At 60.7% G+C, this 26630-nt stretch carries 22 protein-coding genes and 1 pseudogene; 12 read left to right on the top strand and 11 right to left on the bottom strand.

The features are described from left to right. Positions 1 to 2 precede the first annotated feature (2 nt). The 4 genes from AB4Z25_RS25580 to AB4Z25_RS25565 all read right to left on the bottom strand — a co-directional run bounded on the left by AB4Z25_RS25580 (position 3) and on the right by AB4Z25_RS25565 (position 7428). A complete protein-coding gene (locus AB4Z25_RS25580; RefSeq protein WP_112538038.1) occupies positions 3 to 3326 on the bottom strand; it encodes a transglutaminase family protein in 3324 nt (1107 codons plus the stop codon). A gap of 109 nt (positions 3327 to 3435) precedes the next feature. Continuing rightward, complete coding sequence (locus tag AB4Z25_RS25575) at positions 3436 to 4818, bottom strand: sensor histidine kinase (protein ID WP_112538037.1); 1383 nt, start codon at positions 4816 to 4818, stop codon at positions 3436 to 3438. Next, positions 4815 to 5492, bottom strand: coding sequence for a response regulator transcription factor (locus AB4Z25_RS25570; RefSeq protein ID WP_112538036.1), 678 nt, complete (start codon positions 5490 to 5492; stop codon positions 4815 to 4817). Before AB4Z25_RS25570 ends, AB4Z25_RS25575 begins: the two co-directional genes overlap by 4 nt. Before the next feature lie 70 nt (positions 5493 to 5562). Then, on the bottom strand, positions 5563 to 7428 hold the full coding sequence (locus AB4Z25_RS25565; protein ID WP_112385559.1) for an adenylate/guanylate cyclase domain-containing protein: 1866 nt from the start codon (positions 7426 to 7428) through the stop codon (positions 5563 to 5565). A gap of 134 nt (positions 7429 to 7562) precedes the next feature. Between AB4Z25_RS25565 and AB4Z25_RS25560 the strand changes: the two genes are divergently transcribed. Beyond that, positions 7563 to 8627 (top strand): ABC transporter substrate-binding protein, encoded by a 1065-nt coding sequence (locus tag AB4Z25_RS25560; RefSeq protein ID WP_112538035.1) that lies wholly within the window; start codon positions 7563 to 7565, stop codon positions 8625 to 8627. Here AB4Z25_RS25560 and AB4Z25_RS25555 read toward each other — a convergent pair. Next, positions 8542 to 9573, bottom strand: a complete 1032-nt coding sequence (locus AB4Z25_RS25555) for an acetylxylan esterase (RefSeq protein ID WP_112538034.1) — start codon at positions 9571 to 9573, stop codon at positions 8542 to 8544. The two genes, AB4Z25_RS25560 and AB4Z25_RS25555, sit on opposite strands and share 86 nt — an antisense overlap. Before the next feature lie 418 nt (positions 9574 to 9991). On the opposite strand from AB4Z25_RS25555, the gene AB4Z25_RS25550 reads away from it, so the two are divergent. The 5 genes from AB4Z25_RS25550 to AB4Z25_RS25530 all read left to right on the top strand — a co-directional run bounded on the left by AB4Z25_RS25550 (position 9992) and on the right by AB4Z25_RS25530 (position 17300). Further along, the gene (locus AB4Z25_RS25550; RefSeq protein WP_112538033.1) at positions 9992 to 11920 is read left to right on the top strand and encodes a HAMP domain-containing methyl-accepting chemotaxis protein; all 1929 of its coding nucleotides are present in this window, start codon (positions 9992 to 9994) and stop codon (positions 11918 to 11920) included. A gap of 314 nt (positions 11921 to 12234) precedes the next feature. Continuing rightward, on the top strand, positions 12235 to 13179 hold the full coding sequence (locus tag AB4Z25_RS25545; protein ID WP_112385556.1) for a Bug family tripartite tricarboxylate transporter substrate binding protein: 945 nt from the start codon (positions 12235 to 12237) through the stop codon (positions 13177 to 13179). Beyond that, entirely contained in the window at positions 13176 to 13667 is a 492-nt protein-coding gene (locus tag AB4Z25_RS25540; RefSeq protein WP_112538032.1) for a tripartite tricarboxylate transporter TctB family protein, read from the top strand. The genes AB4Z25_RS25545 and AB4Z25_RS25540 overlap by 4 nt, the downstream gene beginning before the upstream one ends. Before the next feature lie 12 nt (positions 13668 to 13679). Then, positions 13680 to 15197: a tripartite tricarboxylate transporter permease gene (locus AB4Z25_RS25535; protein WP_112538031.1), complete on the top strand. Its 1518-nt coding sequence runs from the start codon at positions 13680 to 13682 to the stop codon at positions 15195 to 15197. 273 nt (positions 15198 to 15470) lie between these two features. Next, positions 15471 to 17300 (top strand): HAMP domain-containing methyl-accepting chemotaxis protein, encoded by a 1830-nt coding sequence (locus AB4Z25_RS25530; RefSeq protein WP_112538030.1) that lies wholly within the window; start codon positions 15471 to 15473, stop codon positions 17298 to 17300. Here the strand turns inward: AB4Z25_RS25530 and AB4Z25_RS25525 are convergent. Both AB4Z25_RS25525 and AB4Z25_RS25520 read right to left on the bottom strand, forming a co-directional pair. Then, positions 17253 to 17666: a hypothetical protein gene (locus AB4Z25_RS25525; RefSeq protein ID WP_162698686.1), complete on the bottom strand. Its 414-nt coding sequence runs from the start codon at positions 17664 to 17666 to the stop codon at positions 17253 to 17255. The two genes, AB4Z25_RS25530 and AB4Z25_RS25525, sit on opposite strands and share 48 nt — an antisense overlap. A gap of 80 nt (positions 17667 to 17746) precedes the next feature. Continuing rightward, positions 17747 to 18844: a DUF475 domain-containing protein gene (locus AB4Z25_RS25520; protein ID WP_112538029.1), complete on the bottom strand. Its 1098-nt coding sequence runs from the start codon at positions 18842 to 18844 to the stop codon at positions 17747 to 17749. A 399-nt stretch (positions 18845 to 19243) separates the two neighbouring features. Here AB4Z25_RS25520 and AB4Z25_RS25515 point away from each other — a divergent pair, with 399 nt between their 5' ends. Beyond that, positions 19244 to 19480, top strand: coding sequence for a hypothetical protein (locus AB4Z25_RS25515; RefSeq protein WP_310297013.1), 237 nt, complete (start codon positions 19244 to 19246; stop codon positions 19478 to 19480). A gap of 57 nt (positions 19481 to 19537) precedes the next feature. Next, positions 19538 to 19702 (top strand): hypothetical protein, encoded by a 165-nt coding sequence (locus AB4Z25_RS25510; protein WP_162698688.1) that lies wholly within the window; start codon positions 19538 to 19540, stop codon positions 19700 to 19702. Between the two features lie 49 nt (positions 19703 to 19751). Here AB4Z25_RS25510 and AB4Z25_RS25505 read toward each other — a convergent pair whose 3' ends face one another. After that, complete coding sequence (locus AB4Z25_RS25505; protein WP_112538028.1) at positions 19752 to 20258, bottom strand: MgtC/SapB family protein; 507 nt, start codon at positions 20256 to 20258, stop codon at positions 19752 to 19754. A 60-nt stretch (positions 20259 to 20318) separates the two neighbouring features. Continuing rightward, the gene (locus AB4Z25_RS25500) at positions 20319 to 20876 is read right to left on the bottom strand and encodes a fused DSP-PTPase phosphatase/NAD kinase-like protein (RefSeq protein ID WP_112538027.1); all 558 of its coding nucleotides are present in this window, start codon (positions 20874 to 20876) and stop codon (positions 20319 to 20321) included. Positions 20877 to 21043: 167 nt separating this feature from the next. Between AB4Z25_RS25500 and AB4Z25_RS25495 the strand changes: the two genes are divergently transcribed. Then, positions 21044 to 21733: a hypothetical protein gene (locus tag AB4Z25_RS25495; RefSeq protein WP_112538026.1), complete on the top strand. Its 690-nt coding sequence runs from the start codon at positions 21044 to 21046 to the stop codon at positions 21731 to 21733. 5 nt (positions 21734 to 21738) lie between these two features. On the opposite strand, the gene AB4Z25_RS25490 is transcribed toward AB4Z25_RS25495, so the two are convergent. Both AB4Z25_RS25490 and AB4Z25_RS25485 read right to left on the bottom strand, forming a co-directional pair. Beyond that, a complete protein-coding gene (locus tag AB4Z25_RS25490; protein ID WP_112385547.1) occupies positions 21739 to 22266 on the bottom strand; it encodes a hypothetical protein in 528 nt (175 codons plus the stop codon). Positions 22267 to 22444: 178 nt separating this feature from the next. After that, positions 22445 to 22642: a CrpP-related protein gene (locus AB4Z25_RS25485; protein ID WP_112385546.1), complete on the bottom strand. Its 198-nt coding sequence runs from the start codon at positions 22640 to 22642 to the stop codon at positions 22445 to 22447. Between the two features lie 264 nt (positions 22643 to 22906). Between AB4Z25_RS25485 and AB4Z25_RS25480 the strand changes: the two genes are divergently transcribed. The 3 genes and pseudogenes from AB4Z25_RS25480 to AB4Z25_RS25470 form a co-directional block, all read left to right on the top strand. Beyond that, positions 22907 to 24586: a sulfatase-like hydrolase/transferase gene (locus AB4Z25_RS25480; RefSeq protein WP_112538025.1), complete on the top strand. Its 1680-nt coding sequence runs from the start codon at positions 22907 to 22909 to the stop codon at positions 24584 to 24586. A gap of 137 nt (positions 24587 to 24723) precedes the next feature. Then, the gene (locus tag AB4Z25_RS25475) at positions 24724 to 24861 is read left to right on the top strand and encodes a hypothetical protein (protein WP_199628999.1); all 138 of its coding nucleotides are present in this window, start codon (positions 24724 to 24726) and stop codon (positions 24859 to 24861) included. Positions 24862 to 25596: 735 nt separating this feature from the next. Continuing rightward, positions 25597 to 26630, top strand: a pseudogene (locus tag AB4Z25_RS25470) (hypothetical protein); the annotation flags it as partial.

Raw genomic sequence — 26630 nt, 5'->3', positions numbered from 1 at the left:
GCCTAAAGCCCTGCCGGACGCCGGAGATCCAGCGTCAGAGGGAATTCTTGCGAACCCGTTTCGGCACGCGGAATGAAGCCGCCTGCGGTATGTCCCCACGGCTCGAACCGGGCAAGCCGCCGTGCTTCCGCTTCGTTGCCGTTGACTGGGAAGGTGTCATAGTTGCGGCCGCCTGGATGGGCAACATGGTAGATACAGCCGCCGATCGAACGCTTCGACCATGTATCATAAATGTCAAAGGTCAGCGGCGTGTCGACGGGCAATACCGGATGCAGGCCCGACGACGGCTGCCAGGCCTTGTAGCGGACACCGGCGACGGAAACACCTGACGTGCCGGTTGGCGTCAGCGGCAGGGTACGGCCGTTGCAGGTCACGGTGTAGCGGGCACTGTTGCTGGTTTCGAGACGAACCTGCAGACGCTCGACCGAGCTATCGACATAACGGACCGTGCCGCCGATCGCGCCTTCTTCTCCCATCACATGCCAGGGCTCCAGTGCCTGGCGAACTTCGAGCTTCGAGCCTTCGTATTCCACCTCGCCGCAGAAGGGGAAGCGGAATTCCAACTGCGCCTTGAACCATTCCGGGCTGAGATCGAAGCCGTTTTCTCTGAGATCCGCCAGCACATCCATGAAGTCGGCCCAGACGAAATGCGGCAGCATGAAACGATCGTGCAGCGAGGTGCCCCAGCGCACGAAGCCGCCATCGGCCGGGTTCTTCCAGAAGCGGGCGATCAGGGCGCGGACCAGTAGCTGCTGGGCGAGCGACATGCGGGCGTTGGGCGGCATCTCGAAACCGCGGAACTCGACGAGGCCGAGCCGCCCCGTGGGACCGTCGGGCGAGAACATCTTGTCGATACAGATTTCGGCACGATGGGTGTTGCCGGTCACGTCGATCAGCAGGTTGCGGAAGAGGCGATCGACCAGCCATGGGAGCGGCGTGACGCCATGGCTCGGCATCGGCACCTGCGCCATGGCGATCTCGAGTTCATAGAGGCTGTCGTGGCGGGCCTCGTCGATGCGCGGCGCCTGGCTGGTCGGGCCGATGAACATGCCGGAGAAGAGGTAGGATAGCGACGGATGCCGCTGCCAGTGCAGGACCAGGCTTTTCAGCAGGTCGGGACGGCGCAGGAACGGGCTGTCGCCGGGGTTCGCGCCGCCGACGACGACATGGTTGCCGCCGCCGGTGCCGGTGTGGCGGCCGTCGATCATGAACTTGTCGGCGCCAAGTCTTGTGGTGCGCGCTTCCTCGTAGACGGCAGTGGTGATGTCGACGCAATCCTGCCAGTTCGCGGCCGGATGAATGTTGACCTCGATGACACCAGGGTCGGGGGCGACGCGGATGACGTTGATGCGTTCGTCCTGCGGCGGCGAGTAACCCTCGATATGAACTGGCAGGTTCAGGTCGCGGGCGGCATTTTCCGCCGCGGCGATCAGTTCGAGATAATCCTCGATGCGCTCGACCGGAGGCATGAAGACGCAAAGCCTGCCGTCGCGCGGTTCGACCGACATGGCGGTGCGCACTGCGCCGCCGATCTCGCCGATCGTCTGCTCGACGCGTGCCTGGCTGCTGTCATCCGTCTGGCGCGAGGCTTCCGGCATTGCCCGGCCGGCGGGCACCACGACATCTGCCAGCGGCTGGCGTGGAATCGAGGGGTCGGCAGTGTGGATATAGGGATAGCGTGACGGCGGAACGTAGGGCAGGGTACCGAGCGGCAGGCGGTAGCCGACCGGGCTGTCACCCGGAACGAGGAAGATCTTGCCGCGGCGCGTGCGCCATTTTTCGCTGACCCAGCGCTGGCCCGATGCCTTGGAGTTCCAGGCCTGAACCGGGAGGATATAGCCGGTCGCGACCGTCAGACCGCGCTCGAAGACGCGGGCGATACGGTTGCGTTCTTCCGGGTCCTTGAGCTTGGAATTGGACGGATCGACATTTTCAGGGAGGCTGCCCTCCTTGACGATCCATTCGGCCGGGTCTTCGTAGGCCGGCAGAACCATCTCGGGCTCGATCGCCAGTTCCCGCGCGATCGCTGTCAGAAGCTTTCCGGCGTCGTCGGCGCTGACGCCGGCATCCGTGCCTTCGGTTGCGATGAGATCGGGATTTTGCCAGATCGGCAGGCCGTCCTTGCGCCAGTAGAGCGAGAAGGTCCAGCGCGGCAGGCTCTCGCCCGGATACCACTTGCCCTGGCCGTAATGCAGGAAGCCGCCGGGGGCGAAGCGCTCGCGGAGCTTGCGGATCAGCACATCGGCCTTTTCGCGCTTGGTCGGACCGACGGCGTCGGTGTTCCATTCGGCGGATTCGAAATCGTCGATGGAGACGAAGGTCGGCTCGCCGCCCATGGTCAAGCGGACGTCCTGCGCCTGAAGGACGCTGTCGATTGTCTCGCCGAGCGCGTTCAGTTCGTCCCAGCTTTCATCGGAGAAGGGCTTGGTGATGCGCGGGTGTTCGGCGACACGCGACACTTTCATGTCGAAGCCGAATTCGGTGTTGGCCTCGCCGAAATATCCGCCGGAAATCGGCGCGGCATTGCGAAAATGCGGCGTTGCAGCCAGGGGGATATGGCTTTCGCCGGTCAGCAATCCCGAGGTCGGGTCCAGGCCCACCCAGCCGGCGCCGGGGAGGTAGACCTCCGCCCAGGCATGAAGATCGGTGAAATCGACTTCGGTTCCCGACGGGCCGTCCAGCGCCTTCAGATCGGGTGCCAGCTGGATCAGATAACCGGAGACGAAGCGGGCGGCGAGGCCGAGATGGCGCAGGATCTGGACGAGCAGCCAGCTGGTGTCGCGGCAGGAGCCAAGCGCGCTTCCAAGCGTTTCCTCGGGCGTCTGCACCCCGGTTTCCATGCGAATGACATAGCCGATCTGCTGCTGCAGGCGGGCATTGAGGCCAACGACCATATCGACGGTCGGCTGGCCGGGCGTATAGTCGAGCGTTTCCAGGAAGGCCTTCAGCCGCGACCCGGGCTCTTCCGGCTTCATGTAGATCGAGAGATCTTCGCGCAGCGTTTCGGGATAATCGAAGGGCCACTTCGTCGCTTCCTCTTCGACGAAGAAGTCGAAGGGATTGTAAACGGTCATGTCGGCGACAAGATCGACTTCGATCTTGAATTCGGTGACCGGGTCCGGAAAAACGTAGCGGGCGAGATAGTTGCCGTAGGGGTCCTGCTGCAGGTTCACGAAATGGTTCGACGGCGTGACCTTCAGCGAATGACTGAGGACGCGGGTCTTCGAATGCGAGGCCGGTTTGAGGCGGATGACCTGCGGCCCCAGGCGGACCGGCTTGTCATATTTATAGTGCGTCAAATGATAGATGCTGGCCTTGATCGACATATCTCGCCTTATCCGGCGCCGCGTCGTTGCACGGCTTTGCTGTTCCCAAGGGGATAGTGTGCAATGCAGCGAAAGAATGCAAGGCGCAAAGGTTAACAGCCGTAAGTGTTTACGACGCTTTCGCGAATGTCACCGAAGCCGTCAGGCCCTTGCCGCCGGAGGCACTGCCAAGCGACAGGCTCGCATTGAAGAGATTGGCGATTTCTTCGACGATCGGCAGACCGAGGCCGGCGCCCGGCGCAGCCGAGTCGTTGCCGCGCGAGAAGCGGCGCCGCACGGCATCCAGTTTCTCCGGCGGAATGCCGGGACCGTTGTCCTCGACTTCAAGCGTGACGGTATCGCCGCCCCGGGAAACGCGGACGGTGACTTCAGCGCCCTTGCCGGAATAGGCGATGGCATTGCCGGCGAGGTTGCGCAAGAGTTCGCCGATCAACAGGGGCTCTGCCCGGATCACCGCAGCGCCGTCACCCTCGAAGCCCAGGTCGATACCGGCTTCGGCGGCGGTCGGGATCAGTTCGCCGGTGATTTCCTGAGCGAGTGCGGTAAGATCGATGGCGGTGGCAGTGAGCGCTTCCTTGGCGGCTGCCGCATCGATCTTGGCCATCAGCAGAAGCTGGGCAAGGATGCGTTCGGCGTGAGCGACGGCCTGATCGCCCTTCAGCGCCGATCGATGCGCCTCGTCAAGCGTTGCGGCGCGCACCGAGAGCGCAAGCTGGGTGCGGATGATCGCCAGCGGCGTGCGCAGCTGGTGACTGGCATTGCCGGTGAAATTGCGCAGGGCTTCGAGCGCCGATTGCAGGCGGACCATGAAGCTGTTGACGGTATCGACCAGCGGCTCGACCTCTGTGGGAACCAGCTGCCGGATCGGATGCAGGTCGTCCGGGCTGCGCTCGCCGATCGCGTCGCGGAGCTTGTAGAGCGGGCGGAGTGCCACGGTAACCGAAATCCAGACGATGACGGCGGCGCCCGCGATCATGAAGAGAAGGCGCAGCGCCGAGCGGAACAGGATGGCGCGGGCAAGCTGGCGGCGGGCGATGGTGGTCTCGGCAACCGTCACCGAGAAGGGAACGGAGCGGATACCGGTGGAGGCCGACCGCCTCAAGGTGGCAACGCGGATCGGCTCGCCGCGGAACGTGTCATCGGCGAAACCCGCGACCTCGCCTTGCGTATCGGCGAGTGCGGGCAATGCTTGATAGCCGGTGATGAATTCGCCGGGCGGTCCGTCGACGCGGTAGAAGACGCGGTCCTGGGCGGCCGAGGTCAGCATTTCCAGGGCCACATACGGGATATCGACCTCAAGCGTGCCGTCTTCGGCGACGACGACGCGTTCGGCGATCGCCAGTGCGGAGCCGGCCAGCACGCGATCCGAGACGATATTCGATGTCTGGATTGCTTCCCGATAGGTATCCGCAAGCGCCAGCGTGCCGATGATGGCAGTCGAGATCAGCAGCCAGAAGAGCAGCCTGCGGCGCAGCGAATAGGCGGCCCTCATGCAGCCTCGGTCAGTTTGTCGAGATAATAGCCGATACCGCGGGCGGTCTTCACCGTCAGACTGTAAGGCGCGAGCCGCTTGCGCAGACGGCTGACATATTGCTCGATGGCATTGGCCGAGATGTCGTCGTCGAAAGCGGTCAGCGACTGGATGATCGCTTCCTTGGCGACCACCTTGCCTGCGCGCATGAAAAGAATTTCAAGCAGGCCGAGTTCGCGGGCTGGAATATCGATCTGCACACCGGCTGCGGAGAATGTGCGGGAGTTCAGGTCAAAGGAAACCGGCCCATACATGACGGTTGCCGAATGCAGCCCGGCCTGACGGCGCAGCAGCACGCGGACGCGCGCCTCGAATTCGGCGATGTCGAAGGGCTTGATCAGGTAGTCGTCAGCGCCGAGATCGAGGCCGCGGACCCGCTCTTCCGGCGTGCCGCGGGCGGTCAGGATCAGCACCGCAGCCTTGCTCTGACGGGCGCGCATGTTGCGCAGTACCTCAAGGCCATCCATTTCAGGCAGGTTTAGATCGAGGATGACGAGATCGAAATTCTCGGCGGCGATCACCGCGTTTGCCGAGGCGCCGTCATGAACGACATCGACCGCATGACCCGTCCCGCGCAAGATCGCAGACAGGCCATCGGCAAGCGCGACATTGTCTTCGGTCAGCAGGATGCGCACGGATGTTTCCTTGTTGGAAAACAAGATTACAGGGCGGGTGCGCCGCTGTCATCATCAGCCGTGCTCATTCTCACGCTGTACGTGCAGCCTCCTGTTCCTTGCGGGCGGCATCCAGCAGCCGGTGAAACCGCGGGTCCGAGCGGATGTTGTCGAGGTCGGAATCGTTCTCGAACCACATGATGTGATAGACCGAACTGCGCGGCAGCAGCTTTTCCAGCAGCGCAAGGGCCTCGTCGGTGTCGCCGAGGACGGAATAGACACAGGCGAGATTGTATTGCGCGACGATGTCGTTCGGATCGATGGCGATCGCGCGCGCCGCCCAGTTGCGGGCACGCGCCCTGTCGCCGAGATGGGCGAGCGCGAGGGCGCCGCGATGCGACGGGCCGGAGTTTTCCGGATTGAGGCTCACGGCGCGTTCGGCCCGGAGAATGCCGAGCTTCGCCCAGTTCTCGGTATCGGCCGGACGCCCCATCGACCGGTAGACGCTCATCAGGTGGATCGGCGAGACGTAATCGTCGGTCCGGATATGAGCGGCGCGGGTGAAATAATGCGCGGCATTGGCATAGTCGCCATGCATGAAGAAGAAGCGGGCATAGTGGAAGTTCGCTTCATAGAGGTTCGGATCCAGGCTCAAGGCTCGCTCGAAAGCTTCGATTGCCTGTTCCCGCTGACCGTTCTGGTGCAGCGCAAGGCCGCGCGAGGCATGGGCTTCGGCAAGGTCGGGGTTGAGCTCGAGTGCCCGGGCGCTCGCCGTCAGGATCTGCTGCACCGAGACCTTCCCCGGATCCCAATCGCGGATCGCCGCATCGCAATCGGCGATGCCGGCATAGGCGCGGCCATAATCGGGGTCGAGCTCGACGGCCTTTTCGAACATGCGGCGGGCAAGCAGCAGATATGATTTCGTCCAGGTGTGGGAGAGCTGCCGGCCGCGCAGGTAATAGGTATAGGCCTCCACATTGGCCGTCGGCTCTTCGGCGATCGCCTTCTTCTCTTCGGGCAGCAGCCGGATCTTCAGCTGGCCGACGATCGAATTGGCGATCTCGTCCTGGATGGCGAAGATATCCGTCAGATTGCGATCGTAACGGTCGGCCCAGAGGTGGTCGCCGTTGCTGGTGTCGATAAGGTGGCTGGAGATGCGCACGCGGTTGCCTGCCATCCGCACGCTTCCCTCTAGCACATAGCGGACGCCGAGCTCCTGAGCGAGCTGCTTGATGCGGACCGACGTCCCCTTGTAGGTGAAGACGGTGTGGCGCGACACGACATGCAGGCTCGACACCTTCGAGAGATCGGTGATGATGTCTTCGGTGATGCCGTCGGAGAAATAATCCTGATCGGCATCGCCGCTCATGTTGGTGAAGGGCAAAACGGCGATGAAGCAGGTGTTGCGGCGCTGTGTTGCCGCACGGCTGCTGCCGGCACCCTTGTTGATGTCGATGGTATAGACCTGCACTGGCTGCTTGATGTTCTTCAATGCATGCTCGCCCTGCAGGTCGAAGCCGACATTAAGGCGCGTGCCGACCTGGTCGCGGACGGAGCTCGACACGCAGATGCCACCTGGCTGCGCAAGCTTTTCCAGCCTGGCCGCGACGTTGACACCATCACCGAAGACATCGCCGTCCTGGAGAACGACGTCGCCAAGGTTGATGCCGATGCGGAACTCGATGCGCTGTTCCTTCGGCACGCCCTCATTGCGGGCCGCCATGTTTCGCTGGATCTCGACGGCGCAGGCAACGGCATTCACAACGCTCTGGAACTCGACAAGCATTCCGTCGCCTGTCAGCTTGAAAGTCCGGCCCTTGTAGTCGGAGATCCTGACATCGATCAGTTCACAGCGGTGACGATTGAGCGCCTGAAGAGTTCCGGATTCATCGACCCCCATCAGACGGCTGTAGCCCACGACGTCGGCAGCGAGAATTGCGCTCAGCCGTCGTTCCAATATCCCCTCCATGAAAACGGTCTAATTTAGCTTAACTTCTTTTATAGTTTTTGTCGCGGTAGGCCCGCAATTTTGCTTGAGTTGCAGCGAGGCTCCCGCTTGCTCCTCCTTTCGACGCATGCAATCCTTTGCGGATGAGGAGACTTTTCATACTTTTACTGATGCTCTGTCCGGGCTTTGCCTATGGCAACCAGACCTTTTACCCGTCGAAATCCGGAAAGGCGGATGCGCGGGTGCTGACCGTCTATTCGTCACTCGACGAGCCTTTGGCCAAGCCGATGATCACAGGCTTCCAGGATGCCAATCCCGATGTAGCGATCCGCTATGAGGACATGCTGACCGGGGAAATCTACGATCGCATTGTGCGGGAGACCGATGCCGGCAGGAAGACTGCCGACTTTGCCTTCTCGTCCGCCATGGACCTGCAGGTAAAGCTGTCGAACGACGGCTATGCGCAAGTGAGCAACCTGCCGATGAGCGGGCAGTGGCCGAAATGGGCGAACTGGCGCAACACCGCCTATGCGCTGACCTTCGAGCCCGCCGTCTTCGTCTATCACAAGCCGAGTTTCGTACATGAGCCGGTGCCATCCTCGCGAGCCGAGTTCGTCGATTACCTGAAGCGCAAGGGAAACAGCGTCTATGGCCGGATCGGTACCTATGACATTGAGCGCTCCGGCGTCGGCTTCCTGTTCATGGCGCGCGACCAGGAACAGTTCGGTGATATATGGTCGGTGATCGGGGCGATGGGGGCGGCGGGCGTCAAGCTCTATTCCACAAGCTCGGCGATCCTGGAGCGCGTCGCTGACGGCCGCTTCGTGCTCGGGTACAATATCCTCGGCTCCTATGCGGCGGACTGGGCGGCGCGCCATCCCGATGTCGGCATCGTTTTGCCAAAGGATTATACGGTCGTCATGTCGCGCATCGGCCTTGTGCCGCAGGCCGCTGCCGATCCGGAACTCGGACGGCAATATCTGTCCTTCTTCATGTCGAAGCAGGGGCAGACGATCATGGCGCGCGAACTGCAAATCCCGGCCGTCAGCCCTGAAGTTGCCGGCGACAATACCGCCAATACGATGCAGGAACTGCTTGGCGCCCAGCTGAAGCCGGTTCCTGTCAGTCCGGGACTGATGGTCTATCTCGATCAGGTGAAGCGGGCGCGGCTGATTGCGCATTGGAACGAGGTTCTGCGCCGGCAGTGAAGAATAGGGCGACCTTGGCGCGCAGCTCTTCGTTCTGTTCGGCGGCACCGTCATAGTCGAAGTGACCGGCATCGAGAACGAAGATCTCCTTGGATCCCGCCAAGGCATTGGCAACCGAGAACTGGCAGGGTGGCGCGACGGCGGGATCGAAACGCGCTGCGGCGACAAGCATCGGCACCGTGATGCGTGTTGCAGCCGTTGCCGCATCGAAGAAGCGCAGCGTTTCAAGCACACTGCCGTGCTTGCGCTGATATTGCTGCACAGAATCAGCGCTGCCAACCGTCGGCAACCGCAGCCATAGCGGGCGGTTCCCGAAGGTCGGAACGGCGAGAAAGCCACGATCGATCCTGGTGTCGAACGGGATCGCCAGGGCACCCAGCCCGCCGCCGAAGCTGACACCCGAGTAGCCGATGCGGCCTTCCAGCCAAGGATAGAGTTCGATCAAGGCCGAGACGGCCAGCCAGATATCCTCGACGCAGCCGCCAATCACATAGCTGTCGCGGCTCTCGATGCCATGAAGCACATGGCCGCTGGCCTCTGAAGGGATCGGCGGGTGAGCGCTTCGCGACATGCCGCGGGCACAGAAGAATAGGACGGCGGTCTCTTCCACAGGCACGTCGAATTCCGGCTGATCGCGTCCGCCGTAGCCATGGCCGATCACCATGCCGCGCTTGATCGGGCTTCGCTTCGGCAGCAGCAGCCAGCCGCCGATCGCGACTCCGCCCGTCGATGCATAGGATATATCGAGGACATTCCAGTCCGCATGCTGCAGCTCGCTTCGAGAGAGCGAGGGTTTGGGATCGGCGTTAATCGCTTTCGCGTATCGCGCATTCCAGAACTCATCGAAGCCATCTGGCGCTGCTGGCGGACGGATCGATTCCAGCGCCGGCAAAGTGGCGCCATAGGTTGGGTCGAAATGAAACGGGTGCGCGTGCGGGATGGTCATAGGCCATTCTTTTCCCGAAAGCGGCGGTTGCGCAAGCATGGTTTCGTTGTGGCAGAGAGGCTTCTTTGCGCCGCCTCGATACTACTTGAGAATATTCGAAATATGAAATGTTGGTGCCGTTTCTGCAGAAGAAAATTTTACTCATGAAGTAAGAAAAACTTAGTTCATCTGAAATCATCCGAAAATGCCGTTCTTTACATCTCTTTTTACAAATTTCGTTGTTTTCATTGTCAAATTTTCTATTCGGCATTTAGCGAAAATTAATCGAAAACCGGTGGTTATTCTCACTATGAAACGACAGGCGCGGCGTCGTCCCGAACGGCCGTGCGGGCGGCATGATGCTGCAAGCCAATTCTCACCACACTGCCAGGAGCTATGCATCGCGGATGCCCGGTTCCCCTTTTCAGAGGTTCTTTTCATGAAGCGTCCCAACGTCAAAGCATCGATGATCGGCATATTCTCGCTGATCGCCATCCTGTTTGCCCTGACGGGCTATATTTCGCTGAGCAGCCTGAGCACGTTCAACGAGAACGCCGACGATTTTGCGACCAGCTATCTGCCCGGCGTGTCCAAGGCAAACGACATCCAGCTCGCACGTTACTCGCTGCGTGGTTCATATGGCGATTACGTCATGGGCCGTACGGAAGGTGGTGCCGATGGCTTCGTGAAGAAGATCAAGACCAAGCAGGCGGCTCTCCTGAAGGCCGTCGCCGACTTCAAGGATCAGGTCAATACCGACGCCGAGCGTGAGGCCTTCACCTCGATCGACGATACGTCCTCGAAATATGTTGCGGCTGGCGACAACCTGATCGCTCTCGTTAAGGCCGGCGAAAAGCAGAAGGCAATCGATGCCTTCGACAAGGATCTCGGCCCGATCGCCGACGAACTGGCGGCAAGCGTCGACAAGGTGGTGAAGTCCAATCAGGCCTTGGCTGCCAGCGCCGCTGCCGAAAACCGTTCGGAGTTCAGCCGCACGCTTCTGCTGCTCAGCGTCATTCTCGGCGTCAGCGCGCTGCTCGTCTGCGGCGCGGCCTATTTCGGTATTGCGGGTATCGCCAACGCCATCGGCCGTATCACGGGCGCGATGCGTTCGCTTGCCAATGGCGACACGCATCTGACGATTGCTGATGCCCATCGCGGCGATGAGATCGGCGAGATGGCAAAGGCCGTCGAGATCTTCCGTCAGGCGGCGATCGAGAACATCAAGCTGCAGAGCGATGCGGAAGCAAGCCGCGTGCAGGCCGAGGCTGACCGCGCCCGCCTGACCCGCGAAGCCGAAGCCGCCGCACAGACACGCCTGGTCGAGGCAACGGCCGGTCTCGCTTCCGGCCTCAAACGCCTGGCGGCCGGCGATCTGAGCTTCCAGCTCAACGACGCCTTCGCGCCTGATTTCGAGCCGCTACGTCAGGATCTGAACGATGCCGTCATGCAGCTCGGTAACACGATGAAGTCGATTGCCTCGTCGGCCGGTGCGATCGACACCGGGACCCGCGAAATCGGCAGCGGCGCCGACGATCTGTCGAAGCGCACCGAGCAGCAGGCCGCCTCGCTCGAAGAAACCGCTGCGGCACTCGACGAGATCACGGTCAATGTCTCTAACTCCTCCAAGCGCGCCGATGAGGCTCGCCAGGTCGCTATCCAGGCGAACGAGAGTGCGGCACGATCCGGCCAGGTGGTTTCCAACGCCGTCAACGCCATGCAGAAGATCGAGCAGTCTTCAAACCAGATCTCCAGCATTATCGGCGTCATCGACGAGATTGCCTTCCAGACCAACCTTCTGGCTCTGAATGCCGGTGTCGAGGCGGCGCGTGCCGGTGAAGCGGGCAAGGGTTTTGCGGTCGTTGCACAGGAAGTGCGCGAGCTCGCCCAGCGCTCGGCGGAAGCTGCCAAGCAGATCAAGGATCTGATCCGCAATTCTTCGGTCGAAGTGCAGGGCGGCGTTCAGCTGGTTCGCGAAACCGGCGATGCGCTGAAGACGATCGAGAACCTGATCGTCTCGATCAACCAGCACATGGATGCGATCGCGACGTCCTCGCGTGAGCAGTCCACCGGACTGAGCGAAGTCAACAGTGCCGTCAACCAGATGGACCAGGTGACCCAGCAGAACGCCGCGATGGTCGAGGAAACCAATGCGGCCAGCGCGACACTCGCCACCGAAGCCGTGCGCCTTCGCGACCTGATCGCCAATTTCAAGCTGTCGGGCGAAAGCCATCATGCTTCGTCTTCGGACGTGGAAGCCTTGCGCCGCACCGCGTCTGCGATGGCTCGTAGTGCTCCGCGGGCACCGGCGCCGGTCTATCGCAGCCACGGCAACGCTGCCGTGCAACAGGAATGGTCTGAATTCTAAGCCGCAAAGGCAGATTTTCAGCACAGGATGACCTTACGGCCGGTCCGCGTAAATGCGGACTGGCCGCTTTCGTTTCCGGCGATGCCGAGCGAAATTGCGGCAAAAAAGTGTCACCATCCTCTGGATGTGTGGCCGGTGTCAGCTAAATGACAGCTTCTTGTGGTGCGTTCGGACACTTCTTCTCCGTGGAGGCGGAGGAAGTTTCGGGAGGACTTGCCGTTCACGCGCGATCGATCGCTCGTTCGCCAGTGGCGTGTTCCCCGATCCCTGACAGCAATGACGCGGCATCTATCCGCGCTCAAGGAGGACACGTCTTGAAACATACATTTATTGCCACTCTCTTCGCAGCCGCCATCGCGCTGCCGGCCGCTGCGGCCGATTACACCATCATCGCTCCGGCAGCACCGGGCGGCGGCTGGGACCAGACGGCCCGTTCGCTGCAGACCGTGCTGCAGCAGGAAGGCATCTCCGGCAACGTTCAGGTGCAGAACGTTCCGGGCGCTGGCGGCGCCATCGGCCTCGCGCAGTTTGCCAACCAGAGCGCCGGTAACCCGAACGCCCTGATCGTCGGCGGCTATGTCATGGTCGGCGCGCTACTGACCAACAAGTCTGCCGTGACCCTCAAGGACGTTACACCGATCGCCCGTCTGACCGGCGAATACGAAGCCGTCGTCGTTCCGGCCTCGTCTGACATCAAGACGCTTGCCGATCTCGTCACCAAGCTGAAGGCTGATCCGGGCGCTGTGTCCTGGGGCGGTGGTTCTGCCGGTGGTACCGACCACATCACGGCTGGCCTGATCGCCAAGGCATCGGGCGTCGATCCGACCAAGGTCAACTACGTTGCCTTCTCGGGTGGCGGCGAAGCGCTTGCTGCTATCCTCGGTGGTCAGGTCACCGCTGGTATCTCCAGCTACAGCGAATTCGAATCGCAGGTTAAGGCTGGCACGCTGCGCCTGCTCGCCGTTTCGAGCGATGCCCGCCTCGACGGCATCGATGCACCGACGCTGAAGGAAGCCGGTACCGATGTGACCATCCAGAACTGGCGCATGGTTGCCGCGGCTCCCGGTCTGACGGACGAAGAAGTCAAGGCGATTTCGGCTGACGTCGAAAAGCTGCACAAGTCTGCTGCCTGGCAGGAAGTGCTGAAGACCAAGGGTTGGGCCGACACCTACCTCTCGGGCGATGACTTCAAGGCTCAGCTCGACAAGGACGTCGCTTCGACCGAAAGCATCCTCAAAGATATCGGACTGGTAAAATGATTGAGGGCAACACCCCCTCGGCAACGAAGCGCCGCCCTGATTGGGCGGCGCTGGCTATTGCCGTCTTTCTTTTCGCCATTGCTGGCATCATGTTCTGGGATGCCTCTCATCTCAGCGCCATCGCACAGTATGATCGTATCGGCCCATCGACCGTGCCGGAATTCGTCGCTTTCGGCCTGGCGGCTCTCGGTCTCTGGACCGTTGCCGAAGCCTGGCGCGGTGAATTTCCCGAGCGCGAAAAGCAGGAAGTACCACCCGTTCTCTGGGTGATTGCCGGTCTTGCCTGTCAGATGATCTTCCTGCGTATCGCAGGGTTCTCGATCGCGACGGGCCTGCTCTTCGCCCTGACCGCGCGCGGTTTCGGCAAGCGCCAGCTGTGGATCTCGATCCCGGTCGGCATCGCCCTGAGTTTCATCGTATGGGTGATCTTCGCCAAGCTGCTGCAGCTGACGCTGCCTGCCGGCTGGCTTGAACATCTGTTCTTCTAAGGTGCAGCCCCCATGAGCACTTTCGAATTCCTTCTGCAGGGTCTGGCTGTCGCATTTCAGCCGATGAACCTGCTCTTCGCCTTCATTGGCGTCATGCTCGGCACCGCCGTCGGCGTTCTCCCGGGCATCGGCCCGGCGCTGACCGTCGCGCTGCTGCTTCCGGCCACCTACAAGCTCGATCCGGGCGGCTCGCTGATCATGTTCGCCGGCATCTATTACGGCGGCATGTATGGCGGCTCGACGACCTCGATCCTTCTCAACACGCCGGGCGAAAGCTCGTCGATCGTCACCGCGCTCGAGGGCAACAAGATGGCTCGCGCCGGACGCGGCGGCCCGGCACTTGCCACAGCTGCCATCGGCTCGTTCGTTGCCGGTCTGATCGCCACGCTCGGCCTCGCCTTCATCGCGCCTTATATCGTCAAGCTGGCGCTGGTCTTCGGTCCGCGCGAATATTTCGCGCTGATGATCCTCGCCTTCGTCACCGTTTCCTCGGCTTTCGGTGATTCCGCGCTGCGTGGTCTGACATCGCTGTTCATCGGCTTCGCGCTCGCGATGGTCGGTATCGACCAGCAGACCGGCCAGGCACGTCTCTCCTTCGGCATCCCGGATCTTCTCGACGGTATCGAAGTGACGACGCTTGCTGTCGCCATGTTCGCCATCGGCGAAACGCTCTACATCGCCGCCCAGGGTGACAAGGTCGCCGACAAGGTCGAGGCCGTGAAGGGCTCGCTCTGGATGACGTCGCAGGACTGGAGCCGTTCCTGGAAGGCGTGGCTGCGCGGGACGATCATCGGCTTCCCGATCGGCGCGATGCCGGCCGGTGGCGCCGAAATCGGCACCTTCCTGTCCTACGCCACCGAAAAGCGTCTCTCCAAGAACCCGGAAGAGTTCGGCAAGGGCGCCATCGAGGGTGTCGCCGGTCCGGAGGCCGCCAACAACGCTTCGGCTGCCGGTACGCTGGTGCCGCTGCTGACGCTCGGCCTGCCGACGTCTGCGACCGCCGCGATCATGCTCGCCGGTTTCCAGCAGTACGGTCTGCAGCCGGGTCCGCTGCTGTTTGCCACCAATCCGCAGCTCGTCTGGGGTCTGATCGCCAGCCTGTTGCTCGCCAATGCCATGCTGCTGGTTCTCAACCTGCCGCTAATCGGTCTCTGGGTGCGTCTGCTGACGATCCCGAAGCCGTGGCTCTATGCGGGCATCCTGCTGTTTGCGACGCTCGGTACGATCGGCGCCAACCCGTCGGTGTTCGAGCTCGGCATGCTCCTGGCCTTCGGCATTCTCGGCTACGTCATGCGCCTGTTCGGCTATCCGATCGCGCCTGTCGTAGTCGGCCTGATCCTCGGGCCGCTTGCCGAGCAGCAGCTGCGCCGTGCCTTGGCAATCAGCCAGGGCGACCTGACGACCCTCGTCATGTCGCCGATCGCAGCCGGCCTGCTGCTTGTCGCTGCTGCGGCATTCATCATTCCGCTAATCCTTCGCTTGCGCGGACGGGGGCAGGTCCTTTCCCAGCTCGCCGCAAACGAAGACTAACAAAAAGACGGCATCCAACCCCTACCTGTGAGCCGGCCCGTGAAAGCGGGCCGGTTTTTCCGTTTGATGAGACAGAAATGCGGATCATTGAAGAAATTCCCGCGATCGTTGTTTCTACAATTAATAGATGAAAAGTGTTTTGTTGGGTTAATGCAGCTTTAATCCGTCGGTGCGTATCTAGAGACAATTGTATTGGATTTGACGCGGCACGGCTTCGTCTTCCCATATTGCTCAAATCGAATACTTGCGACTTTAAATTTTCAGGATACCGAGATGAAACGCCCCCGCATCAAAATGCTATTGTCAGCGATCTTCGCTGTTATCGCCCTCATGTTCGGATTGCTTGCCTGGATGTCGATCAGCGGCATGAGCACGCTGAATGGCCAGACCGAGGTGATCGCTTCCAACTGGATCCCGAAAATCGCGACCGGCAAGAGCATCGAGAGCGCTTTCTACCGTCTCGACAATGCCTATTCGACACATATTCTTGCAGGCACGCCTGAGGAGATGAAGGCAGCCGAGGCGCTGATCGCCGAGCGTAACGACGCGCTGGCCAAGCAAATCGACAAATACCGGCCGCTGATCACCACCGCCAAGGGCGCGGAACTGATCAAGGCGATCGAAGGCGGCATTGCCGACTACAAGCAGGCCGCGCAGCAGATGGTGGCGCTTTCGGCAGCCGGCAAGGATGGCGAAGCGAAAGCACTGCTTTCGGGCGATATGCAGGCCAAGATGGCCAAGGCGGCCGGATACCTGAACGACCTTCTCGACTTCAACACCGCGAGCTCGGAAAAAATCCACCTGGAAGGCGCCAGCCTCTTCCAGTCGACTCTGTTCATGACCTTCGCGCTGATCGCTGGATGCGCTGCCATTCTGATTGCGGCCGTCATCTTCGCGATTACCGGCATTGCCCGGCCGATCGAAGCCATTACGACGTCGATGAAGGTTCTCGCGGGTGGCAACGATGAGGCGGCCATCCCGTTCTCGGGGCGCTCGGACGAAATCGGCGACATGGCGTCGGCCGTCGAAGTGTTCCGCACGAACGCGCTTGCCAACAAGCGCCTCGAACGCGAAGGCGAGCAACAGCGCCATATGACGGAAGAGCAGCGCCTTCGCGCCGCCGAAAATGATCGCGTGAAGGCCGAGCAGATGCGCCAGGCGACCTCCGGCCTCGGAAACGGTCTCAAGCATCTGGCGGCGGGCGATCTGTCGTTCCAGCTGGACCAGCCCTTCGCTCCGGATTTCGAAGCTCTGCGTCAGGACTTCAACACCTCGATCACGCAGCTTGCCGATGTGCTGCGTTCCGTATCCTCCAGCGCCTCGTCGATCGACAGCGGCAGCCGCGAGATCAGCCAAAGCGCCAATGACCTGTCGCAGCGCACGGAGCGTCAGGCTTCGTCGCTCGAAGAGACGGCGGCGGCTCTCGACGAGATCACCACCAACGTTGCCAATTCGTCCAAGCGTGTGGATGAGGCGAGGGCGGTTGCGGTTCAGGCAAATCAGAGCGCGTCCAAATCCGGCGCCGTCGTGTCGGATGCGGTCCATGCGATGGAGCGGATCGAACAGTCTTCGAGCCAGATCTCCAACATCATCGGCGTCATCGACGATATCGCCTTCCAGACCAACCTTCTGGCCCTGAATGCCGGTGTCGAAGCGGCGCGTGCGGGCGAGGCCGGCAAGGGCTTTGCCGTTGTGGCGCAGGAAGTGCGTGAACTGGCGCAGCGTTCGGCGCAGGCCGCGCGCGAGATCAAGGCGCTGATCAGCGCGTCGACCGGCGAAGTCGAAGCAGGTGTGCGTCTGGTTCGCGAAACGGGCAATGCGCTGACGGCGATCGGTGACTATGTCGTCACCATCAACCAGCACATGGAAGCGATCGCGACATCGACCCGCGAGCAGTCGCTCGGCCTCACTGAAGTGAATACCGCGGTCAACCAGATGGATCAGGTCACGCAGCAGAATGCAGCGATGGTCGAGGAAACGAGTGCGGCCGGTGCCACGCTGGCGCATGAAAGCGGCCGCCTTCGCGATCTGATCGCGCGCTTCAAGCTTGGGCAATCAGGCGTCCAGCAAGGCTATATGCCTGGGCGCGCCCGCGCCGCCTGATGCGCTCATAGGACAGCTTAAAGATGAAGCGAGCCCGGCCTGATAAGGCCGGGCTTTTGCGTTTTGCCCGCTGTTCAGGCGTTTTTGCATGGCAGCGCTGAATTTCCGCGACTTGTGGTAGATGCTGCGCTGCATCATATGTGAGAAGTCAATAATGAAGCTAAAGCGAGAAAGACAATGTCTTACGTGAAGTCCATTCGTGAAGGTTTCCTCGGTCGCGCCTTCGCCGTTATCGGTGCCGCAAATGCAGTCAGCGCCGCAGTCGATGCAGGCCGCCGTCCGCAGGGCCGCCACCTGAAGGTGCTCGGTATCGATGCCGATGTGTTCGATCACATCCGCCGCTAACAGCCGCTGAAACCAACGCATGAAAATAGCCCGCAACCGGTTGGTCGCGGGCTTTATTTTTGTATTGATGACTGCGGCTTGCCCCGCCGCGGTGCTGTTTACTAGGCCTCGACGCGTTCCGCGCCATGGCTGCGGGCCGGTGCCTCCAAGGCCTCGCGCCGGTTATGGCGGATCGAGGACCAGAGCGAGATGCCGATCAGCGTGGCGCCGCCAAGGCCGGTAATGACCTCAGGGATGTGATACAGCGTCTGCACGTACATGATCACCGCCAGGATCAGGATCGCGTAGAACGCGCCGTGTTCCAGATAGCGGTATTCTGTCAGCGTTCCCTTTTCGACGAGCATGATCGTCATCGAGCGCACATACATGGCGCCGATGCCGAGGCCGATCGCGATGATGAAGAGGTTCTGCGTCAACGCGAAGGCGCCGATGACGCCGTCGAACGAGAAGCTTGCATCCAGCACTTCCAGATAGATGAAGGCGCCGAGGCCGCCGCGTGCGGCTTCGCTCATCGCCCGCTGCGAGGCATCCAGCAGGCCGCCGATGACTTCGACAGCCAGGAACGTCACGAGGCCGTAGATGGCGCTATAGACGAAGGTGGTGGCTTCCTCGCCTTCCAGAAGCGACGAGAAGAGCAGGATGAGCAGGAGAACGACGGCGATCTCGATACCCTTGATCGCCGCGCCGCGCGACATCATCCGCTCCAGGGAGCCGAGCCAGTGCACGTCCTTCTCATTGTTGAAGAAGTAGGAGAGGCCGACCATCATCAGGAAGGTGCCGCCGAAGGCTGCGATCGGCAGATGGGCGTCGTTCATGATGCGGGCATATTCGGCCGGTTCGCGAGCCGCGAGGATGATCGCGTCGATCGGGCCGATACCGGCTGCGATGACGACGATTGCCAGCGGGAAGACGATGCGCATGCCGAAGACGGCGATGATGATGCCCCAGGTCAGGAAGCGGTGCTGCCAGACCGGCGTCATCTCTTTCAGCTTGTTGGCATTGACGATGGCGTTGTCGAAAGAAAGCGAAATCTCCAGCACGGCAAGCACCGCGCAGATGACGAAGACGGTCGCCATGCCGCCGATCGTGCCCGTCGATTGCCAGCCGAGAATGGCGCCGAGTGCCAGGCCGATGGCAGTGACGATGAAGGACCAGCGGAAATATCCGAGGGTCGAAGTTTGACTGGGAGGCTGGTTCATGGCCGCACCTCTTTGGCGCGGACATCGTTTTTGAACGTAGGTGTGGTGGAAGAACGCGGCATGCCAGAACGGGCATGCGCGAAAGGCATGGGGAGCTTTTTCATCGATTGAAAATCCGCCGGCTCTTTGCAGGCGGTACCGACATCACGAGAGCGCCGTAAAAACTCTCGCCAGAGGGGCCCGGCACCAGTGTTTATCCGTCGCCGATGTTTCCGCATGGGGGGCAACCACGCACATCTCTGCGACGACGGACAAACGCTTAGGTAATCAACTTGTGCAGGCAGTCAAGAGGGGCCGGATGATTGCAGCCTGACTTTCTTTGGAACCATCCCCAGGCTCGCCCGTTTGGATGAGGTTGAGCGATCAGGATGATCGCGGGCGCGATCAAAAAGGAGGCCGATGATGCAGACTTCGACCCACTCCCCCGACAAGCGAACCGAGGCTGCCGACCGCATGAAGCGGGCGAAGCCGAACCGGATGCAAAAGGCGCAGGTTCTGCCGCCGCATCAGGTCGATCTGACGCTGCCGCAATCCCCGAGGCACGACGTTCATGTGCCCGCCCATATGAGCGGCAGCGATCTGTCGCGCGGCGGTCCCGAGATCGCAGCCGATGCCGCAAAGGCCAAAGACAAATAGGCCGGGCGGAATTTGCGACTTCGCGAACAGTTTTCAAGAACGACAGGTGAGACACGAATGAAGACAAATCTTGTGCCGCAGGACATTTCGCTCAAGCACGAAGAAGAATGGCAGGCAGTCCGCACAGCCTCGGAGAAGGACGGCAAGCGTGACTCCAAGAGCTGGAACGCAGCATTTGCAGAGTCGAAACCCTCGCGTTCCGAATCCGTAAACGCGCGATAATTCATGGAATACGATAAGACGCCCGGTATTGCCGGGCGTTTTTGCGTTCTTATTGCTCGCCGTTGCTTTTTGAACCCTGATCACTTCCAAGTTTCTTTTCGATCTTCCCGAAGGCGTAGAGCACACAGACGGCGGCAACCGTCGCAAAGACCGCGATCGGCCAATAGCCGAAACCCGTCGCAAGGCCGATTCCACCCGAAAGCCACATGCCGGCACCCGTCGTCAGGCCTTTGACCCGGCCCCGGGAGAAGACGATCATCCCGGCAGCCAGGAAGGCGACACCTGCCGTGACCGCCTCGATGACGCGCAACGGGTCGATGCGAACCTGCGGATCATCGGTAAAGCCAGGCATGTGCACAGCCTCGATCGAGATGATCGCGAAGAGCGCGGCCGCAAGGCTGACGAGAATATGCGTGCGAAAGCCTGCCGGATGATCGCGGGCTTCGCGTTCGAAGCCGATCAGGCCGCCGAGGATGATAGCACCGAAAAGGCGGGCGAAGATGACGGGGTAGTGGATGCGGGATTCCGGAAACATATCGGCGAGGACGAGGTCCATGGAAGCGGTTCTCCAGCGGTGAATTCGCTGACTAACGCAACCGCCGCCGCTTTGTTCGCGTCAGAAGCCGATCGTTTCTTCGTATTTGTCCCAGGAGCTGTACATCGCGTAGCGGCTGAGGCCTTTGATGGCGAAGTTTCCGTAGTAGGGGCTGAGCTGGAACTCAGCGGCGGATTCGCTCATCTTCTTAACCGCGCCGACATAGATCGCCGAGGCAAGGCCTGTGCGGTTGGCGCCGTGTTCGCAGTGGATGAGCAGCGGCTTGGGCGCGTCCGCCATGATCTTGGCGAGCTTCTGCGCCTCCTCGATCGGCAGTTCTTTGGATGATGACATCGGAAAATCGATCAGCGTGATGCCGCGGTCTGCGGCGGCTGCCGATTCATCGCGGTACCAGCCAGTGCGCTTTTCGTTGCGAAGATTGAGGATCGTACGGATGTGATAGCGCGACGCGTATGCCTGGATGTCTTCGCCGCTTGGCTGTGCCGACCGGTAAAGCTCACCTGCAATGACCTCGTGAAAATTGCCGGTTGCCTGTCCCAGCGCCGCATGGGCACCGATCAGGGCTGCCAATCCGAGTGCGACAGAAGCTGGCCAAGCGATAAAACGAAAATAACGCATACTTACACCGATCGATCTGGCGTCCGTCCAACCACCCAAATGGGGGCTCGATGTGATGGGCGCCACCCTATCCGGAAAAAATGTGCAGTGGAAGCCACGGGCTCCCGGCGCCAACCTTTCGGAAAGGATTGCCGTCCAATAATCCGGGCCTCACGGGATTCGGATCTATGGCGAAGACAGCGACGCGCGGCCGCAGCCGCAAACCATCGGGACGGGGCAGGGGCGCGAACCGCGGCGGTGGCATCATGCCATGGGCGCTGATCGGTGCCCTCGCCGTCGGCGGTATTGCCACCTACGACAATTGGAAGAGCGTCAAGCCGATGCTGGCAAAGGCTCCTGACGCTTCGATGATCACCGCGGCGATCCGCCCGGACGCACCGAAGGCGCCTGCCACAAAGCCTGAGCCGAAACAGATGGCGGTGACGACGGTGCAGCCGCAGCGTCCCTTGCCACCGGCCGCCATTCCCGTGCCGGCGGCCCAGCCGGTCAAGGCATCGCCTGCCGACGTGCTGAGCGGCAGTGCCACCTTCGGCTACTGCGGGCAGGGCGAACACGTCAATTGCGTCGGCGACGGCGGCGTCTTCTGGTACAAGGGCGAGAAGATCGTCGTTGCCGATGCCGTTCTTCCGGATGTTTCGGCGGCGCGCTGCGAAAACGAGCGGCGCCTCGGCTTTGCTGCCAAATCGCGGCTTTTCAAGCTTTTGAACGCCGGGCCGTTCGCCATGAACGCGGCCGGCAAGGGCGCCAATGGCGGCGCTCCAAGGGTCATCTCACGCGATGGACGTTCCTTCGGCGTGCAGCTGACCACCGAGGGGCTGGCGCGCAAGCCAGGCGCAAACGGCGCCTGGTGCGCCTGATCTGATCACTTCTGCTTGGCGGGCTTTGGCTGCGGCGTTGCGGGTGCCGCGGCAGGTGCCGGCTGCACGGGCGTCTTGCCATTGGTCTGGAAGGTCGCAGCGAAGGTGCTGTCCTTGCTCTCGGCGGTGCATTCGATGGCAACCGGCTTGCCGCCATAGGGATTGCCGAAGGTGCAGCTGCCTGCAACCTTGACCTCACCCGTCATCTTCTGGCCGACGCCCGTCGTCACCATGGTCAAAGGGATCCGCGCATTTCCGTTGGAGGCCGGCTTGATCGCCTTGCCGTCGCCCTGGAAGCCCAGCATCTTGCCCTGCGCCGTGAATATGAAGGTGACATCGCCATTCGGCAGCGCCACGGCGGCCAGCTCGTTCTTGCAGGGCTTGGACACATCGAGCTTGCCGACGACGAGCTTGGAGCATCGTCCGGCAAGGGTCGTCACACCGGCGCTCGGGAAATTCTGGGTTTGGGCATAGGCTGAAGAAGAAAGGGTCGCTGCAGACAGTGCTGCTGCGGCAATAATCAGTCGTCTCATGAGTTCAGGGGTCCTGTCATGCTGCTGGTCAGACTTTGTGACTGGCATGGTTGTGTGTCGGAATTTTGCCGTGCGCAACCCTGAAGCGCCGCAAAAAAGTGAAACGGGCCGCTACAGGGGATCGCGGCCCGTTCCAGGAAGCGGGGGCGCCTTGGCGGCAGCCGCCCTCTTTATCTTCTCAGTGCCGCCGGTTGGCGTCTTCCATCGACCAGCCGAAACGCCACGCCTCATAACGCGCATACCAGACTTCAAGGGCCGCAGCGTCCCAAATGGGCATGAATTCCGGGTGTGACATAGGGTTGTCGCTCAGCCTGTAGCCCAGGATGCGGTCACGAATGCCACGCTCCTGCATGTTCAGCAGCTCTTCGATTTCCATATGCGCGCCCTCAACCGCCGGCCCCTCAGCCGACAGGGTTAAGGAAACATTTCCATTTGCTAATGTCCAGAAATGCCAGCGTCATCCCCATTATTCACAGGATTAATCAGGACGGTCTCTTGACGCGAAATGCGCAAGCGCGAGCGGATCAGTGCTACTTCTGGCAGCTATTTCATTCCCGAATTTAACCCTAACGCGACAATCGAATGGATACACGCGCGTACCGCAATTATAAATCCGGCAGTGCTTATATGAGGGGTTTCGATGCGCGGTATATTTGCGAAAGCCGTCCGGCTTATCTTGCACCCGGTTTGCCTGCTGATGGCGGCCGCGCTCTTCTTCGCATTGGTCCGCTATCTCGACACGCGCTGGCGCTTCATGCCTTACACATTCTCGATCACGCTCGTCATTGCTGCGGTCCTGTTTCTGGTCTCGCGGCGATATGCATTCTCGCTCTACGCGGCGGGTTCGGTCGTTGTGCTGATCGCGCTGGCTTCGCTGGTCAAATACGACCTCAAAGGTTTTGCGCTTCACTACTATGATCTGATCTTCACCGGCGCCGACAAATCCGCGGTGAGTTTCCTCGCGTCAAACTACACCGGCATTCTGATCTCGGCGATCTGCATCCTTCTTGCGGTCATCGCAGGCCTTGCCCTGATCTTTGCTTTCGACAGTCCTCTACAGCTGAAGGTCAGGTGGCGGGCGGCTGGTCTGGCGGCGGTTCTGCCCTTGACCTATCTGACCTTCCCGCCTGCCGTCGCCGATCAGCCGGCCTACCTGCCCTACATTTCCGGCTACAACGCATCGTCCTTCTTCATCTCGCTCGCTGACATCCGCTATCCATTCGGCAGGATTGAGCTTTCCAATCACGTTGAAGCAGCCGAGATGCGGGCGATGGATGCCTCTGTGGATTGTGGCACGAAGCGCCCCGACGTCGTTCTGGTGCTCAGCGAAAGCCAGACGGACCTCGCGAACTTTCCGCAAATCAACGCCCCGGCAGAAACGCTGGCGTCGTTCCGCTCGCAGGACGGCATTGTTCGTCCGCTTTATGTCGAGACTTATGGCGGCGGCACCTGGGTTACCAACTTTGCTGTGATGACCGGGCTTTCGGCGACAGATTTCGGCTGGCAGTCATCCTATGTGACGCAGCTGATGGCCGGCAAGATCAAGGGCAGCTTTCCGGAGACGCTCGCCAAATGCGGCTACCGCACCGTGACCGTCATGCCGATGGAATACAACTTCGTCAACGAAGGACCCTTCCTGACGTCGATCGGCTTCCAGGATATTTATGACATGAAGGCGATCGGCACCAAAGCCGAAGCGGAGGATGACCGGCCGTATTTCGATTTTGCCCGGAAGATCATCGCCGAGGAGCGCGCGAAGGACGACCGGCCGCTGCTGATCGCGATTCAGACGATGATGACGCATGGTCCCTACGACAAGCCGATCGTGCCGTCTTCCCTGGTCGCCGAGGCGAAGTATTCCGACGATGCCAAGGCGAACGAATATGTTCGGCGCGTCATTGCCGCCCGCAAGGAAGTCGCATCGTTCATCGATAGCCTGCGCGTCTCCCCGGGCAGCCGCGGCACTGTGGTGATGGAATATGGCGATCACCAATCCGAAGCGACCCGCCCGTTCGTCGAAGAATCACTTGCGGGTGAGCCCATGCTCTCCGACTTCCGCTCGATCGCCTACCGCACCTTCGTCAGCATTCATGGCTTCGGCACGCCTGTCGACATGACGCCGTTCGCGCGGCCGCTCGATATCGGCTTTTTGTCATCAGCGCTTGCAGAAGCAGCGCAATTGCCGTCGTCACCATTGATCCGGGACCTGCAATCGCTGCGTAAGACGTGTGGCGGGCGGTATCACACCTGCCCGGAAAGAAGCCTTGTCGATGCCCATCTCAGCATGCGGGCGAATGCCGGAATGCTGGTTTTGCGGTGAGTTTTCTTCATCTCTAATGTTGTAAAAATATCGTTAAAATTGCCCATAACAAGTTTTTGTTCATCTGCCGTTCAGAAAACTGTTTGGGAAAAGCACAGAGTGGCGCACACTCCTCCTTGTGAATAAGGAGATAGTGCATGATTCGATTGACCGCGGCTCTGACGCTGTTCTCAGTCTATGCGTTTACGATGTTCTTCATCGCATCCATTCCTGAGACCCCGTACCTGCAAACCGCAGCAACGACGATAACCGAAGACGCATCGCTTACGAAGTGAGTTGGGCGTAAAGGGCAGGCTTGGGGGCAAGCCTTTATGCAGGGTGGTGGCGTAAATGATACGCTGCCCTGCGGGGTGGGTTTTTATTGTGCTGGCATCGGGCACAATTTTTCAGTGTCGCTGGCGGCACTGCAAACGCGTCTTGGGCGCGCCTTCACAAACAGCGCGATAGACTTCCGCGGATAGTTGAAATGGCTGTTATTCAAGTCATTTGCTGCTTCGCGGGTAAGCGCGGTGCGTTTTTCTCCGAGATCATCAGCAATCCACGCAGAATAAGGTCTTGCCTGGGTTTGATTCGTAGCTGCTGCCGGCAGCGATCTGTCTGTTCTGGGACCGCGCCGTGAATAAAGGGTGATTTTCCGCTTTCTTGTATCTCGAAACGACACATAACTTAACGGCAATAATGGTACATTAACTTATAATTAGTGCTTCCAGCATAATTCTTCCCTCGGTCAATGACGAATCCCTTCGTCTAGGCTCAACGATGTTCGGGTTTGGTCCTGTCGAATGTCGAGGTTTAGGAAACGGTTGCTTTAAGCGCCGTGCGCATGATGCCTTGTCCTAAACATTAGCTCCCTCGAGCGATGTCTTCCGAAATATTTTGTCTATGCGTCTCGGCCATGCAGTGTGCACGGCGCGAACCCTCCGGCTATGGCTTGGAGCGCGCCAGCTTTTGCTACCGGGATGCGAGACGAAAGACACCGTCACCGCTAACGCCAGTGCAAGGGCAATTTCATGACCTCGATCGTTTCCTCTCTTTCTAATACCCAGATCAAAGCTCTGTCTGCAAAGACCATCAAGGCGTTCTCGGCTGAGGATGTCGCAACGCTTTCCGCAGATCAGCTCAAGATTTTCAACAAAGACCAGATATCTGCCCTTGAGGCCGAAGATATCGAAGCGCTCGATTCCACACAGCTCGGCGCGATTTCGACGACCGCTATCGCAGGCCTGAAGCCGGAACTGCTTGCTGCACTCGATGCCACGAAGATCGGTGCTCTCGGAAACGCCCAGATCGCGGCGTTCAGCGCCACGCAGATTGCTGCTCTTACCCCGGATCAGATCGAAGGCCTTACAGCCGACCAGATCAAGGGCCTGAACGCGACGCAGATCGGCTCGATCAGCGCTGACGACATCAAAAAGTTTTCGGCTGACGAAGTCGGCGCCATCGGCGCAAAGGCAATCGGCGGCCTGAAGAACGAAGCCATCGCCGTGCTCAGCGATGACCAGATCGGCAAGCTCAGCGCCGACCAGCTCAAGCAGGTCACGACCAAGCAGATCACCGCCTTCACGTCTGGCCAGCTTGCCAAATTCACCGATGATCAGATCGGCGCATTGTCGGCAGCCCAGGTCGGCGCACTCACCAACGACCAGATCGGTGGCCTGACCGCCGGTCAGATTGGCAAGCTCAGCAACGCTGCTGTCGCCGGTCTCAAGGCTACGCAGATCACGGCGATGACTGCCGATCAGGTTGCCGGCATCACCGCAGGCCAGAGCGCTCTGCTGAGCGCCGCGCAGGTTGCGGGCTTCAGCGCCACGAACATTACCAAGCTGACCGACGATGCAGTTGCTGGTCTGGCCGCCAAGGCAATCCCTGGTCTGAAGAACGAATCAATCGCCGTTCTCAGCGAAAGCCAGGTCGGCAAGCTCAGCACCGACCAGCTCAAGCAGGTCACGACCAAGCAGATCACTGCCTTCACGTCTGGCCAGCTTGCCAAGTTCACCGATGATCAGATCGGCGCATTGTCGGCTGCCCAGGTCGGCTCGCTCAC

It is taken from the genome of Rhizobium sp. RAF36 (assembly GCF_052114105.1).
In the GTDB taxonomy this organism is placed as follows: Bacteria; Pseudomonadota; Alphaproteobacteria; order Rhizobiales; family Rhizobiaceae; genus Rhizobium.
The sequence above is the reverse complement of the archived record's forward strand: the minus strand, read 5'-3'. Positions and strand labels throughout refer to the sequence as shown.